This is a genomic window from Phycicoccus sonneratiae, from assembly GCF_016887965.1.
GTDB lineage: Bacteria > Actinomycetota > Actinomycetes > Actinomycetales > Dermatophilaceae > Phycicoccus > Phycicoccus sonneratiae.
In genome coordinates this window covers 1-14,067 of the sequence record NZ_JAFDVD010000001.1, presented here as the reverse complement: position 1 = coordinate 14,067, position 14,067 = coordinate 1, and the positions used below count along the sequence as shown (strand labels likewise).

Below are 14,067 nucleotides of genomic sequence, written 5' to 3'. Positions count from 1 at the left end.
CACGCCCCTGCGCTGTTGGAGACGCGACCGGTCATCGGGGGTTCGTCACCGACCCGCCATCCGGATGGGTCGCCGTCGGAGGGCGAGGCCGGCGAGCACGAGCGCGCCGGCACCGGCCAGCCCGAGGCCCCCGGTGAGCGCCGGGTCGGCCGGCGTCACCGCGGCTCCCCCGCCGCCGGTCTGCACGCCCTTCGCCGGCGCCGACCCGAGGCCGAGCGCGTCGACGACCGGCTTGACCGTGACCCCGCCCTTGCCGTCGGCGAGGACGAAGACCGAGTACACGCCACCGCTGGCGACGTCGACCGGTGCCTCGGTGGGTCGGTCGGCCTCCGCTCCGCCGGTGGTGCTCACCGTCAGCGTCCATCGACCGGTCGGCACGGCGGCGTAGCGGGTCGGGGTGCCGAAGGCCACGGCATCGGCCAGGGTCGGGCCGCCGCCCGAGGCGACGACCGTCGTGGTCGTCGCGTCCGGGACCGCCGGGACGACGCGGACGTGGCCGAGCCCCGCACCGGGCCGGTCGAGGTTGTCGACGAGGACGTCGATGCGCGGCGTGGGAGTGTGCGCGAGGGCCGCGAGGGTGATGGCGCGGTCGGGCTGCGCGAGGAAGGTCCCGGCGAGGACCGGCGGGGTGTCGGTGCCGGACCCGACGGGGCGCACGGTGACGGCGTAGAGACCGGCAGGGACCTGCCGGTACTCGCCGATGCCGCCGTAGCCGACCGCCGGCTCGAGGACCCGCGTGGCGCCGTCGGCCTGCGCCTCGGGCACGTTGCCGGACGGGGCGTCGGCGACCGAGGTCCCGGCGAACGGGACGAGGCGGATGGTCATCGTGCCGACCCCGGGCACGAGGTGGGCGGCCCGCACCCACGCGGTCCCGACGGCGGCCGGGGCGTGCCGGGCCGCCTGGGCGGGCAGCGCCTGGGCCACCCCCGCCGCGAGGGCGAGCGCGGCGAGGAGCAGCGCCACGAGGGTCGGGCGGGCGGCCGGACGGGCAGGGGGACGGGTCGGTGTCATCGGGGACCTCCGGGGCGGGGCGGGGCGGGCGGACCGGCCGCGCGACACGGCGGCGGGGTGGTGGGTGCGGGTCACGAGGCCTCCTCGGGGACGGACACGACGAGGGACGCGGGCACGTCACCGACCGCCGGGAACCAGACGGTGTAGGCGCGGTAGGCCGCACCCTGCGCGTCGACGACGGCGACGACGTCGGCCGCCGCGGCCGAGGCGACGGTCGCCGGCTCACCGTCGACGACGGAGAGCCGCACCGCCCGGCGCACCTGGTCGGCGGCCTGTCCCGAGGTCGACTCGGGGAAGGCGTCGACGGTGATCGCGTGCCGCGAGGCGACGACCGCGAGGAGGGTGAGCAGGCGCGGGTCGACGTCGCCGGTCTCGAGGGCGGCGCGGCTCTGCGGGGTGACGGTGACCGCGGGGTTCTGCAGGAGCAGCGAGGCCTCCGCGCCCGCTCCCGCGGGGTCGTCGGCGTCCGGCGTCGGTGCGGGCTCGGCGTCGCCGACCCGCAGCACCTCGACCCGTTCCGCCCCGGACCCGAAGGCGGCGACGACCGTGCCGCGCCGGCGCGCGTCGTCGACCACACCCCTCGCCGCGGCGCCGTCGCGGGCGGCCGGGGTCGCGAGCAGCCACCACGTGCGGCCGTCGGTGGGCACCGACGACGCCCGCAGGAGCGGCACGCGGGCGGCCTCGCGCCCCTGGCGCAGCAGCTCGACCCGGGCGGCCGAACCGGTGAGCAGCGTGGCGTCGGCGGGGACGCCCCGTGCCACCCAGCCGGTCGCGTCGGCGAGCGGCCGGTCGGCGTCGCCCGAGGCCAGGGTTCGCAGGCCGGTCAGCGTGGCCGGTGCGAGGGACCCGACGACGACCGCGGCGACCCCGACGAACACGAGCCCTCCGGCGCGGCCGACCCGCAGCCGGCCGAGGCGGGTCGGGCGGTAGCGCAGCCAGCCGTCGGCCACGCCGGCGACGGTGAGGGCCGCCACGGGGACGAGCACGACCGACGCCGCCCCGGAGACGTCGGCCGGCCCGACGAGCACGGCGGCGAGCAGGACGAGGGCGCTCAGCCCGAGCGGCCGCAGACGCCTCAGGGCCGGTGCCGCGAGCGCCGCGAGGGCGACGACGGCGAGGACGACCGGCCGGGGGTCGGCCACCGGGTCGACGCCCCCGAACCGCACGACGGGCACGCCGGTGACGGGGGCGAGGACCGCCGCGGCTCCTGCCGCGAGGACGAGGATGCCCACCGCGTCGGCGACCGCTCGCCCGTCGGGCTCCCGGCGCCGCCAGAGGTGGAGCGCGAAGCCCGGGAGGGCGAGCAGCGTCGCGGGCTCGGTGAGCCCGGCGACCACGACGCAGAGCGCGGCACCGGCGAGGGCGGCCGGAGCCCGACGACGCACGGTGACGAGCACGAACGCGGCGAGGAGCCACGGGGTCGCGAGGACGGCCGCCGAGAGCGTGCGCTGGAGCTCGAGGGCCGTGGGGGCGAACGTGACGAGGAGGACCGCGCCCGTCGCCGCCCAGCGCGGCAGCCGCAGCCGGCGGGCGAGCAGCCACACGAGGGCCGCGGTGGCGAGCGCGGCGACCACGACGAGCTCGCGGCCCGCGGCGACCGCGTGGGGTGCGCGGTCGAGGGCGCCGGTCGCCCCGAACCAGGCCGTCAGCGCGAGGCGCGGGACCGAGGAGGCCGCGCGGCCCACGGCGCCGGTCGGGTCGGTCGCGGGGTACAGGGCGGCCCACGCGGCGCCGACGAGGTCACCCTCCACCTCGCCGCGGCGCGGCGCCCCGGACATCCCGACGAGGTGGACGACCGCGGTCAGCGCGAGCAGCGGCACGAGGTGGAGCGCGTCGCGGGCGGCGTCGGTGGGCAGCCGCTCGCGGAGCCCGGTGCGCTCATCGACGGCCACCAGGGCCGGCCGGGGCAGCGGAGCGGCGCGGGGAGGTGCGGTGCGGACGCGTTCGACGACGGACCCCACGAGACCCTCCTCCCCCGGGCGGGACGGCAGGGGAGGGCCGGGTGCCCGGGGCCCCTGCAGACCCGGACGGTCGGCACACCGTAACCCCCGGGTGCACGGATGGGAAGGGTTCGTGCCGAGAAAACCTGCAGGTCAGCGAACCGTCAGTCGGAGGAGAGGCCGTTGACGACCCCGAGGGTCCCGTTCGGGTCGAAGACGTCGTAGAGCCGGGGAGCCCAGAGGAGCTGCCCCCGGGTGAGCTCCGGAGGACCGATCCGGCGCAGCCGACCGGGCGGCCGGTAGCCCCCCGCGGCACCCTCGGCGGGGCGACCCCGGCGACGCCACCGGACGGCCGTGCCGCGCATCGGCGCCTTGGGCCTCGGGACGTGCACCCGGCCGCGCGAGGGGCCCGCGTCGCCGTACCAGGCGTCGAGCACCTCGGCGGTGCGCGCCATGAGGTCCCAGACGCCCATCGGGTCGTCGGGCACGTCCTCGGGGTCCACGCCGGTGTGCTCGGCCACAAGGAGCCGCCGCAGCCGGGGGGCGAAGGCGTCACGCGGCACCGGCGTCCCCGCCTCGGCAGCGGCGGTGTCCTGCACCCCGATCGACACCTCGGAGTCGTTGGTCCACGAGCGGCGGTTGAAGTTGTCCGACCCGATGCTCGCCCACGCGTCGTCGATGATGCAGACCTTGGAGTGCACGTAGACGGGGTAGCCGGTCTCGCTCGTCAGCCCGTAGAGCGCGACCCGGTCGCCGCCGGCCTCGAGCAGCAGGTCCATCGCGAGCCTGCGCCCGTAGAGCTGCGGGGGCAGCGACACCGACCCGTCGACGTCCGGGACCACCGGGATCACCGCGATGAGGTGCAGGTCGGGGTTCTTGCGCAGCGCCTCGCCGAAGTGCCGGCCGACCTCCTCGGACCACAGGTACTGGTCCTCGAGGTAGACCAGCCGGCGGGCGGACCGGACCGCCTTGTCGTTGGCGCGCGCGACGCTGCGCTCGCCGTCCGGCGCGAAGTCGAAGCCCTGGGCGAGCAGGGAGGGGTAGGTGCGCAGCACCTGCACCGCCTCGCGTCCCTCGTCGGTCGGCGGCGGCGGGGGCAGCTGCCCGGGCAACGGCTCCGGGTCGAGGTCCTCGCCCTGGAGCAGGCTCGAGGCGAACCGGCCGGGGTTGCTCGTCAGCGGCGTCGTGTCGTCCCAGCGCTCGCGGAAGGTCGTCTCGAGGTCGTGCACCGCGGGGCCCTGCACGGCGCACTGCACGTCGTGCCACGCCGGCGTCGGCCCGAACACCTGCGGCATCGCGATGGGCTGGGGGTCGCCCCGGTGCTCCTCGGTGTCGCGGCGGCTGTGGCAGAGGTCGATCCCGCCGACGAAGGCGACGTCGCGCGCAGGGTCCTCGGCGTACCGGATGACGACGAGCTTCTGGTGGTGCGACCCGCCCGGCGCGACCCGCATGTCGCGCAGGCACTGCCCGCCGGCGTCGTTGACGAGGGTCGCGAGCTCCCACGACTTCTCGGAGTGGAACCCGAAGCGCCGCCAGTGCGAGCGCCACAGCAGCCCGCGGACGACGACGCCGCGCCGGGCGGCCGCGGCGAGCGTGGCGCCGACGGTCTGCGCCGGGTCGTCGGTGAGCTGCTGGTCGGGGTCACCGCGCCAGTCGGCGAAGAGCACGAGGTCGCCCGCGCCGGTGGCCTCGAGCGCCGCGTGGAGCTCGGCGAAGTACGTGGACCCGTGGACGAGCGCGCGCGTCGTGTTGCCCACGCTCCACGCGACGCCCGGGTCGTGCCCGGCGTCGACGCGGGTGTGCGGGTTGTGGCGCTCCTCGGGGAGGAGGAAGAGGTCGGAGAGCATCGGACCCATCCTGCCGGTCCGCGACGTGGCGTGTAACACCGATTGCCGGATGCGTCCCCGCGGCGGCGCCCGATGTCCCTACCATGCGGGTGTGGCAGGGATGCGGGTGGTTCTCGCCGAGGACAGCGCACTCCTCCGACAGGGGCTCGCCGCGCTGCTCGCGGAGCACGAGGCCGTCTCGGAGGTGCTGGAGGCGGCCGATCTCGACGAGCTGCTCGCGACGGTCGACCGCGAGCAGCCCGACGTCGTGCTCGCGGACATCCGGATGCCCCCCACGCACAGCGACGAGGGCATCCGGGCCGCGGAACGCTTCCGCCGCACCCACCCCGGGCTCGGGGTCGTCGTCCTCTCCCAGCACGCCGACGCCGAGGGCGCCCTCGAGCTCGTCGCGGGCGGCAGCACCGGGCGGGCCTACCTCCTCAAGGAGCGCGTGGCCGACGTCGAGCAGCTGGTGTCCGCACTCACGGCCGTCCGCCGGGGCGCGAGCGTCATCGACCCCCACGTCGTCGACGCGCTGATGCGCCACCGGCTCCGCTTCGAGGAGGGGCCGGTCGCCCGGCTGACCGCGCGCGAGCGCGAGGTGCTCGGGCTCATCGCCACCGGCGCGTCCAACTCGGCCATCGCCGACCGGCTGCACGTCACGTCGCGGGCGGTCGAGAAGCACATCAACTCGATCTTCACGAAGCTCGACCTGCCCTCGGGCGACAACCGCCACCGCCGGGTGGCCGCCGTCCTGCTCTACCTCGGCGACAGCCGGTCCACGGCCAGCGGCCCGATCCCCGTGCGCCGGGAGCCCTGACGTGACCCGACGTGGGCTGTCGGCACTGCTCCGGGTGCCGCAGCTCACCGGGTCGATGCACCAGCGGGTGCGCACCTACCTCGTCGTCAACCTCGTCGCGATCTGGGTGTCCGTCGTGGCACTCGTCGTCCTCAACGAGCAGACCGGACCCTCCCGCTCGCTGGTCCTCGACATCGTCGCCCTCGTCTGCGCCGGATCCACCTACGGCACAGCGCTCTTCCTCGCCCGCCGCGACCGGCTGCGGCCGGCGGCCGTCCTCGCCGTGGGCGGCACCTGGCTCGTCGCCTTCGCGCTCGCCTGGGCCACGCCGTTCACGACGCCGGTGGGCCTGCTCATCCTCTACGTGCCGGCACTGATCATCACCGACGCCTTCCCGCTGCGCACCCGCACCGCCCTGCTCGCGACGACGGTGGTGCTCACGGGGGCCCTCGTCGTCGTCGGCGAGTCACGCCGCGACTCCTGGGCGTCCGACCACCCCGACCTCCCGGTGCCCGCGGTCCTCGTCGGGGTCTTCACCCTCGTCGTCGCGGCCGTCCTCGTCGTCGGCATCCGCGACTCGGCGCTGCGGGTGGCGCGGCACCGCCGCGACCTCGAGGAGTCGCGCACCCGCCTGGCCGTCGCGAGCCTCGACGCCCGGCGGGCCATCGAGCGCGACCTGCACGACGGCGCGCAGCAGCGGCTGACCAGCCTCGCCGTCGACATCGGGCGGCTCACCCGGTCGCTCGACACCGACCCGGCCCGGGCCCGCGACATCGCCCACGGCCTCCAGGACCAGCTCGAGGCGGCGATCCGCGAGCTGCGCGACCTCGCGCACGGCATCTACCCTCCCGTCCTCGCCGAGCGCGGGCTCGCGGGCGCCCTGCCCGCCGCCGCCCGGCGGACGACCCTGGCGTGCGTCGTCGACGTCGACGGCCTGCACCACCGGTACCCCTCGGACGTCGAGGCGGCCGTGTACTTCTGCTGCCTCGAGGCGATGCAGAACGCGGACCGGCACTCGGAGGGCACGCTCATCACCGTGCAGGTGTCGGACGACGCGCGCGACGGCGAGCAGTCGCTCCGGTTCCGGGTGACCGACGACGGGCGCGGGTTCGACGTCGAGGCGCACGAGGACGCCCACGGCCTCACCGGCATGCGCGACCGGATCCAGTCCGCCGGAGGGCGACTCGCCGTGCACTCGACGCCCGGCGAGGGCACCGTGGTGGAGGGTCGGTTCCGGCCGGACCTCGACGACCCGCGCTGACCTCGATGTCCCCTCGATGGTGGTGGTGCAGGCACCACCCCGCAGTCGGGGGTGGGCGCTAGTGACGGCCGGGGCCGGTTGCGGCAGGGTGGACGTCGGTGGCCGTCGCAGGGGACGGTACACACCCCCACGGAACAGCGCTCAGCGCGCCGTGTCTCGCGATGGGTCCCCGGCGTCAGGCTGCGGGACCCATCGCGAAGGGGTTCTCCCGCAGCGGCATCGGGCGCACCGACCGTCGGGCACGACGGGTGGGGACCGCCTCAGATGGCGAGCAGCGCGATGACCACCGCGAAGACGAGCGGCACCCCGAAGACGACGTCGAGGACGTGGAAGGGCACCCAGAACAGGTGCGTCACCTTCCACCCGTAGTCGGCGTCCGGCCACTCCGGCGGCACCCAGCGCCGGGCCCGCCAGAGCCGCTGCCCGACGAGCAGGACCGCGTAGACGACGACGGCGACCCACCATCCGTCGACGAGCCCGCTCGTCTCCCTCATCGCCGCGGCCGGGTCACGACTGGCCGATCGACCCCAGCAGCTCGGTGAACCAACCCACGCTCGGGTCGAAGGCCTTGCCGCCGCGGATGCGGGGGAACTCGACCGGACGCAGCTCGTCACCGCGCTCCTCGTCGTGCCCGACGACACCCGGCTCGCCCCGCAGCGCGGCGTCGACGGCGAGGTCGGTGCACTCCTTGATGAGCGCGAGGTCGCGCTCGTTGGCCGGCGCCGAGCGCGAGAAGTAGCCCGACTTCTGGACCATCGTCTTCTCGGCGCCGAGCACCTGCGCGAACTGCTTGGCGAACCACGCCCCGGGGTTGACCTTGTCGAGCTGGACGTGGCCGAACGGGTCCTTCGGCACCTCCTGGCCCGAGGCCTCGAGCTCGGCGACGACCTCCTCGACACCGGCCCCCTCGGACAGGAAGATGTTGACGCAGCCGACCTCGTCCATCACGGCGCGCAGCCGCTCGCCCTCGGCGGCGATGTCGATGTGCCGCTCGGGCACGAAGACCGCGTGCACGTCCCAGGCGCGCGGGTCGTTGCCGATGGCCGGGACGAACTCCTGCTCGCCGACCCAGCGGTGGTACTCGGCGGCCGTCGCGGCGGTCAGCCAGCCGCAGTGCCGGCCCATCACCTCGTGGACGACGAGCATCCGCGGGTTCGACGAGTGCTCGGCGATGATGTTCTGCGCGAACCGACTTCCCTGCTCGGCCGCCGTCCAGGCGCCGAGGGACTGACGGATCGGGACGATGTCGTTGTCGACGGTCTTCGGGAGGCCGACGACGGTCAGCTCGTAGTCGTTCTCGTGGAGGTAGGCGGCGAGGTCGGCGGCCGTCGTGTTCGTGTCGTCGCCGCCGATGGTGTGCAGGACGTCGACGCCGTCGGCCGTCAGCTGCTCGGCCGCGACGTGCAGCGGGTCCTGGCCCTCCTGCACGAGACCGCGCTTCACGCAGTCGGCGACGTTGGTCAGCTTGACCCGGCTGTTGCCGATCGGGCTGCCGCCGAAGCGGTGGAGGAGGTGGGCCTGCTCGCGCACCTCCGGCGTCACCTCGACGTACTCGCCCTTGAGCAGCCCCGCGTACCCGCTCGTGTACGCGATGATCCGGACGTCCGGCGCGACCTCGGTGTACCGCTCGATGAGCCCACCGACGGCGGAGGAGAGGCACGGGGCCAGCCCTCCGGCGGTGAGCATGGCGACGGTGCGGACGGTCATGGCATTCGCTCCTCGGGGAGGCGGGTGGGCGTCGGCCCCATTCTGCCGACACCGGCGCGCGCGGCGGGGTGCGGGTCACCATCGTGGACGAGCGGCGTCGGTCCACGACCTGCCGCCCGCTGCGGCCGGGTCGTCGGCTGCGCCGGGGTGCGCCCCCGTGGGGGGTGCGGCCCCGCCGAGGGGTGCGGCCCCGCCGAGGGGCGCGCCTCCCACGGGGGTGGTGGCACTCCTCTCGGTCGAGTCGGATGCCGACTCGACCGAGAGTCCCCGACACACCCCCACCGACCCGTGACGTCCCGGCCCGGCACCACGTCCTGTTGCCACGGCCCCCCGGCAGGAATAGAGTCCGGCTCGCGTCACCGATCGGGGGGAACCGACGGACCGGGGGGTCAGCTCCCGGCGGCTCGGCCGGCAGGGGCGCAGGGGGTATCCGGCGGCACCCGGCCGCGCGATCCGTCCTGCCTCCGGCCGTGTCCGCGCCGCCGCCGAGCCCTGCCCCCGCACCGCCTCCGCCCGCCGGGTCGCGGTCCACGAGGTACCGAGAGATCACGGAGGTAGGCAATGAGAAGGACCATGTTGGCCGTCGGTGTGACGGCCGCCGTCGCGGGGCTCGTCGCCCCGGCGGCAGCGCACGCGGCACCCGCCGCGGCGGAGGCCACCCGGACGACGAGGGTCGTCGACCAGGTGCGGTTCAGCGGCGCCCAGGTCGTCGCGGAGGCCGGGCGCGACCGGGGGCAGGCCCGCGCGGACGCGGCGAAGCGGGACTTCCTCGCGTCGCAGGCCCGTTCCGGGGTGCTCTGGGACGGCACGGAGGTCGCGTCGGCGACGCTCGGGCGCGACACCGACGTCGCGTACAGCACGAACATCGACCTCACCCAGGTGCGGACGGCGCTCGTCGAGCAGGCCGACGGCGAGCAGAGCTCCGAGATCCAGGCGGTCGGCGAGCCGAAGGCGGCCTCGACGTCGTCGGCCCAGGGCTTCCGGGCCGGCAGCGACAGCCTGAAGAACGTCGCCGGCCAGGTCAACGGCAGCTACTCCGGTGGCGCGCTGACGGTGCAGGTCTCCGGTGACAAGCTGACCTCGGCGTGGGAGCGCTACCGGGTCAAGGAGTCCAAGACCGACCGGAACATCTACTACTACGGCCACTGGGCGACCGCGGTCGGCAAGGTCGTGTCCGGGGGCAACGACCACCACCCGGGCACGATCGACATCCGCTCGCGGCCCAAGGTGGGGCACCGCGGCGACTTCCTCCAGATGCGCAACTACTGGCCGAAGGAGTCCGGGACCAACTGCGACGACTACAACGTCTCGATCGGCATCCTCGGCTTCAGCGCCGGTCTGCCGCTGGGCAACTGCGAGGGGTTCACGCCCGACCCCAACGCGTCGGACATCCTCATGAAGAACGTGTGGTCCGACGGTGCCTGCCGGGACAGCCGCTCGGAGTACGCCGACCTCGGGATGGCGGTCGACGTGCGGACGAGCGCGTCGACGGCGCTGCTCAGCGACTACAGCTACGCCCGCTTCGAGGAGGCCATCTGCGACCAGGACTCCGGCGACGACATCCGCGTCATCTACGCGGACCCGGGATGGAGCTGACGGGACCGAGGCGGTGGCTGCTGGCGCTGCTGGCAGCCACCGCCGCCTGCACGGCGTGCGGTGCGCCCGACGCACCCGCGCCCGTGCGGGCGGCCGCCTCGGCCTCCTCCACCTCCTCCGCGGCGACCGCGGCCTCGGCCGTCGTCGTCGAGGGCGACCCCTGCGCGGACGCCGGCCGGTACGGCGACCTCTGCCGCTCCGTCGAGGTCGGCGGTCGCCCGTACCGCTACGCCGTCGTCCCGGGCACCGGGCGCCACGACGGCGGGCTGACCCTCCTCGACCCCGGCGGCCCCGGTGCCTCGCTCTTCGGCTCCGGCTGGCCGACCGACGCCCTCGACGGGCTCGGGACCGGGCGTTCGGACGTCCTGCTCCTCGAGGAGCCGTGGGTGATCGCGGCCTACCCGGACGCCTGTCGCGGTGCCGTCACCGACTGGTACCGCGCGCTGCGGGCCGACGTCCCCACCCGCCCGGTGCCCACGGCCCGCACGTCGGCCGTCGGCCGGGCCTGCGGCCTGTGGTCGGGCCGCTGGGGATGGACCCCCGCCTCCTACGGCGCGGTCCTCGACGCGGTCCTGGCCCGCGAGGGCCGCCCGGTCGAGCGCTTCGTCGGCTTCTCGTTCGGGTCGACCCGGCTCGGCTACGCCCAGGCCGCCGGGGTGGCCCCCTCGTCCATCGCCCTGCTCAGCCCGTTCCCGACCGGTGCCGATGCGGGCGGCTGGCTGGCCGCCCGGGAGCAGCAGCTCGCCGGGATGCCCGAGCCGGCGGCCTCGGTCGTCGGCGAGCAACCGGCGAGCCGGTCGCTCGAGCTCGCTGCCGCCGACCTCGCCGCCGCGCGGGTGCAGCTGCAGTACGGCGACCCCGGCGTGCTCGACGAGGTCCGCACCCGCCGGGGCGACGCCGCGCTCGTCGGGCAGCTGTCGGACATGCTCTTCGGGCGCTACGACGTCGACGAGCTCTCCCCCGCGCTGCTCGCCCTCTGGGACGAGACCTGCCCGGCGCTCACCGGGTGGCCCGCCGCCCCGACCGGCGACCGGCCGGTGTCGTTCCTCCAGGAGTTCACGGCCGTCTGCGGCGCCGCACCCACCCGTCCGGTCGTCCCGGCCCCCACCTCGCCGCCGGCCACGAGCGGCAGGGCGCCGGGGGTCTGCGTCGTCACCTCGCCGACCGACGGCGTCGTCCCCCGGTCGGTCGTCGTGCCCTGGGCGCGCGCCCGGGGCTGGTCGGTCGTCCTCGCGACCGGCCGCCACGGCGACCCGGCGTTCGTGGGGAGGTGCCCCGCGCCGGGGTGAGCCTCAGAGCGTGGACGCGACGAGCTCGGCCGTCTGGAGCATGTTGAGCGCCGCGCCCTTGCGGAGGTTGTCGCCGCAGATGAACAGGTCGAGGGTCGTCGGCGCGTCCGGTGCCTGCCGGATCCGGCCGGCGAAGCGCGGGTCGGCCCCGACGACGTCGTTGGGCGTCGGAAACTCCGGCTCGTCGGGGTCGTCGAGCACGACGACCGCCGGCGCCTCGACGAGCGCCTGGCGCGCCTCCGACACCTTGATCCTCCGCGCGAACGTCGCGTGCACCGTCACCGAGTGCGACGACACGACCGGCACCCGCACGCACGTCGCCGAGACCGGGAGGTCGGGCAGGTCGAGGATCTTGCGGCACTCGTCGCGGACCTTGGTCTCCTCCGAGGTCCAGCCCTCCCCCGCGTGGTGGCCGACGAAGGGGACGACGTTGAGGACCAGCGGCGCCGGGAACGGCGACTCCGACCCGAGCTCGTGCTCGACGAGGCGCCGCACGTCGCCCGGCCGGGTGCCGAGCTCGCGGTCGCCGTGGACGACGTCGAGCTCGTCGTGCAGGCGCGCCATCCCCGCCCGGCCGAGGCCCGAGGCGGCCTGGAACGTCGTGACGACGAGCCCGGTGAGCTCCCAGCCGCTGTGCAGCACGGCGAGGACGTCGATCATCGTCATCACCGTGGCGCCGGGGTTGGCGATGATGCCGCGGGGCCGGTCCTCGACCCGACGCGGGTTGACCTCGGGCACGACGAGCGGGATGTCGGGTTCGGTGCGGAAGACCGTGCTGTTGTCGATGGCGACCACCCCGCGCGCCGCGGCGAGCTCGACCCACTCGCGGGCGATCGAGGGCGGGATGTCGAAGACGGCGACGTCGACGCCGTCGAAGAACTCCGGGGTGACCGCCTCGACCGTGACCTCCTCGTCGCCGACGTGCAGGACGCTGCCGACGTCCTCGGCACCCGCGGCGATCCGCACCTCGCCCCAGGCGTGCCGGTGCATCGGGAGGATCTGGAGCACGACCCTGCCGACGGCTCCGGTGGCGCCGACGATCCCGAGGGTGGGACGCCGGTCGCTGCGGAGTGCGGCCGAGGAGCTCACGTCAGCGGCCGGTGCCCCCGTAGACGACGGCCTCGCCCTCGGAGGAGTCGAGCCCGAAGGCGCTGTGCACCGCGCGCACGGCGTCGTCGAGGAGCTCGTCCCGGGTGACGACCGAGATGCGGATCTCGGAGGTGGAGATCATCTCGATGTTGACGCCGGCCTGGGCCAGGGCGCTGAAGAACGTCGCCGAGACACCGGGGTTGGAGCGCATGCCGGCGCCGACGAGGCTGAGCTTCCCGATCTGGTCGTCGTACTGCACCTGGCTGAAGCCGACCTCGCGCTGGATCCGCTGGAGGGCCTGCACCGCCGTGGACCCGTCGCTCTTCGGCAGCGTGAAGGAGATGTCGGTGAGGCCGGTCTCGATGGCGCTGACGTTCTGGACGATCATGTCGATGTTGATCTCGGCGGCCGCGACGGCCTCGAAGATCTTGGCGGCCATGCCGGTGCGGTCGGGGACGCCGACGACGGTGACCTTGGCCTCGCTGCGGTCGTGGGCGACGCCGGCGATGATCGGGGCTTCCACGGGGTCTCCTTCGGGGGCGGGCTGGTCGGTGACGGTGGTGCCGATCTTCTGCGAGAACGACGACCGGACGTGGATCGGGATGTCGAAGCGGCGGGCGTACTCGACGCTGCGCAGGTGGAGGACCTTGGAGCCGCAGGCCGCGAGCTCGAGCATCTCCTCGGCCGAGATCCGGTCGATCTTGCGGGCGGTGGGGACGATGCGCGGGTCGGCGGTGAACACGCCGTCGACGTCGGTGTAGATCTCGCAGACGTCGGCGCCGAGCGCGGCCGCCAGCGCGACGGCCGTGGTGTCGGTGCCGCCGCGGCCGAGCGTGGTGATCTCCTTGGTGTCCTGGCTGACGCCCTGGAACCCCGCGACGATGACGACGTGGCCCTTGCCGAGGGCCTCGGTGATGCGGCCCGGCGTGACGTCGATGATCTTGGCCTTGCCGTGCACGCTGTCGGTGATGACGCCGGCCTGGCTGCCGGTGAAGCTGCGCGCGCTGTGCCCGAGGTCGGTGATGGCCATCGCGACGAGGGCCATCGAGATGCGCTCGCCGGCCGTCATGAGCATGTCGAGCTCGCGTGGCGGCGGCATCGGGCTGACGTCCTGGGCGAGGTCGAGCAGCTCGTCGGTGGTGTCGCCCATCGCCGAGACCGCGACGACGACGTCGTTGCCGGCCTTCTTCGTCTCCGAGATGCGCTTGGCGACGCGCTTGATGCTCTCGGCGTCGGCGAGCGAGGAGCCGCCGTACTTCTGGACGACGATGGGCACGGTGGCTCTCCCGGGACGGTGGTGCTGGGTCGGCCTCCACTGTAACGAGCCGTCCACGGACCGGACCCGCCGCCCACATCCCGGAAGCCCGGCACACCCAAGCCGACGTCCAACTTTCGACGAATGTGTCGATTGATGGACGCCTCGCCGGCCCCTGCCCGGCGTAGCGTCGGCGCCATGTCGATCGTCATCGTCGGAGCAGGTCTCGCGGGCGCCACGGCGGCCACCGAGCTGAGGGAGCAGGGGTACGGCGGGCCGGTCGTGCTCCTCGGC

The 14,067-nt window shown here is 75.0% G+C and carries 11 protein-coding genes; 4 read left to right on the top strand and 7 right to left on the bottom strand.

The features are described from left to right. Nucleotides 1-45: 45 nt before the first annotated feature. The 3 genes from JQN70_RS00055 to JQN70_RS00045 form a co-directional block, all read right to left on the bottom strand. A complete protein-coding gene (locus tag JQN70_RS00055; protein ID WP_204129276.1) occupies nt 46-1,011 on the bottom strand; it encodes a DUF4397 domain-containing protein in 966 nt (321 codons plus the stop codon). A 71-nt stretch (nt 1,012-1,082) separates the two neighbouring features. After that, the gene (locus tag JQN70_RS00050) at nt 1,083-2,972 is read right to left on the bottom strand and encodes a hypothetical protein (protein WP_204129275.1); all 1,890 of its coding nucleotides are present in this window, start codon (nt 2,970-2,972) and stop codon (nt 1,083-1,085) included. Between the two features lie 143 nt (nt 2,973-3,115). Continuing rightward, complete coding sequence (locus JQN70_RS00045; protein ID WP_204129274.1) at nt 3,116-4,798, bottom strand: phospholipase D family protein; 1,683 nt, start codon at nt 4,796-4,798, stop codon at nt 3,116-3,118. A gap of 100 nt (nt 4,799-4,898) precedes the next feature. On the opposite strand from JQN70_RS00045, the gene JQN70_RS00040 reads away from it, so the two are divergent. Both JQN70_RS00040 and JQN70_RS00035 read left to right on the top strand, forming a co-directional pair. Further along, nucleotides 4,899-5,597, top strand: a complete 699-nt coding sequence (locus tag JQN70_RS00040) for a response regulator transcription factor (protein WP_204129385.1) — start codon at nt 4,899-4,901, stop codon at nt 5,595-5,597. A gap of 1 nt (nt 5,598) precedes the next feature. Beyond that, complete coding sequence (locus tag JQN70_RS00035; protein WP_204129273.1) at nt 5,599-6,837, top strand: sensor histidine kinase; 1,239 nt, start codon at nt 5,599-5,601, stop codon at nt 6,835-6,837. A 260-nt stretch (nt 6,838-7,097) separates the two neighbouring features. Here the strand turns inward: JQN70_RS00035 and JQN70_RS00030 are convergent, their stop codons facing one another. Both JQN70_RS00030 and JQN70_RS00025 read right to left on the bottom strand, forming a co-directional pair. Continuing rightward, complete coding sequence (locus tag JQN70_RS00030; protein ID WP_204129272.1) at nt 7,098-7,331, bottom strand: hypothetical protein; 234 nt, start codon at nt 7,329-7,331, stop codon at nt 7,098-7,100. Between the two features lie 13 nt (nt 7,332-7,344). Beyond that, on the bottom strand, nt 7,345-8,544 hold the full coding sequence (locus tag JQN70_RS00025) for a pyrophosphate--fructose-6-phosphate 1-phosphotransferase (protein WP_204129271.1): 1,200 nt from the start codon (nt 8,542-8,544) through the stop codon (nt 7,345-7,347). A 573-nt stretch (nt 8,545-9,117) separates the two neighbouring features. On the opposite strand from JQN70_RS00025, the gene JQN70_RS00020 reads away from it, so the two are divergent. Beyond that, complete coding sequence (locus JQN70_RS00020) at nt 9,118-10,140, top strand: hypothetical protein (protein ID WP_204129270.1); 1,023 nt, start codon at nt 9,118-9,120, stop codon at nt 10,138-10,140. After that, nucleotides 10,131-11,429: a hypothetical protein gene (locus JQN70_RS00015; protein WP_204129269.1), complete on the top strand. Its 1,299-nt coding sequence runs from the start codon at nt 10,131-10,133 to the stop codon at nt 11,427-11,429. Before JQN70_RS00020 ends, JQN70_RS00015 begins: the two co-directional genes overlap by 10 nt. A 3-nt stretch (nt 11,430-11,432) precedes the next feature. On the opposite strand, the gene JQN70_RS00010 is transcribed toward JQN70_RS00015, so the two are convergent. Both JQN70_RS00010 and JQN70_RS00005 read right to left on the bottom strand, forming a co-directional pair. Continuing rightward, nucleotides 11,433-12,518, bottom strand: coding sequence for an aspartate-semialdehyde dehydrogenase (locus JQN70_RS00010; RefSeq protein WP_204129268.1), 1,086 nt, complete (start codon nt 12,516-12,518; stop codon nt 11,433-11,435). A gap of 1 nt (nt 12,519) precedes the next feature. After that, nucleotides 12,520-13,794 (bottom strand): aspartate kinase, encoded by a 1,275-nt coding sequence (locus tag JQN70_RS00005; RefSeq protein ID WP_204129267.1) that lies wholly within the window; start codon nt 13,792-13,794, stop codon nt 12,520-12,522. Between the last annotated feature and the right edge of the window lie 273 nt (nt 13,795-14,067).

Excerpts from the sequence above, each read along its gene's own strand:
- JQN70_RS00025 (WP_204129271.1), bottom strand. The coding sequence starts at position 8,544 with ATGACCGTCCGCACCGTCGCCATGCTCACCGCCGGAGGGCTGGCCCCG.
- JQN70_RS00015 (WP_204129269.1), top strand. The coding sequence starts at position 10,131 with ATGGAGCTGACGGGACCGAGGCGGTGGCTGCTGGCGCTGCTGGCAGCC.
- JQN70_RS00055 (WP_204129276.1), bottom strand. The coding sequence starts at position 1,011 with ATGACACCGACCCGTCCCCCTGCCCGTCCGGCCGCCCGCCCGACCCTC.
- JQN70_RS00030 (WP_204129272.1), bottom strand. The coding sequence starts at position 7,331 with ATGAGGGAGACGAGCGGGCTCGTCGACGGATGGTGGGTCGCCGTCGTC.
- JQN70_RS00045 (WP_204129274.1), bottom strand. The coding sequence starts at position 4,798 with ATGCTCTCCGACCTCTTCCTCCTCCCCGAGGAGCGCCACAACCCGCAC.
- JQN70_RS00040 (WP_204129385.1), top strand. The coding sequence starts at position 4,899 with ATGCGGGTGGTTCTCGCCGAGGACAGCGCACTCCTCCGACAGGGGCTC.
- JQN70_RS00020 (WP_204129270.1), top strand. The coding sequence starts at position 9,118 with ATGTTGGCCGTCGGTGTGACGGCCGCCGTCGCGGGGCTCGTCGCCCCG.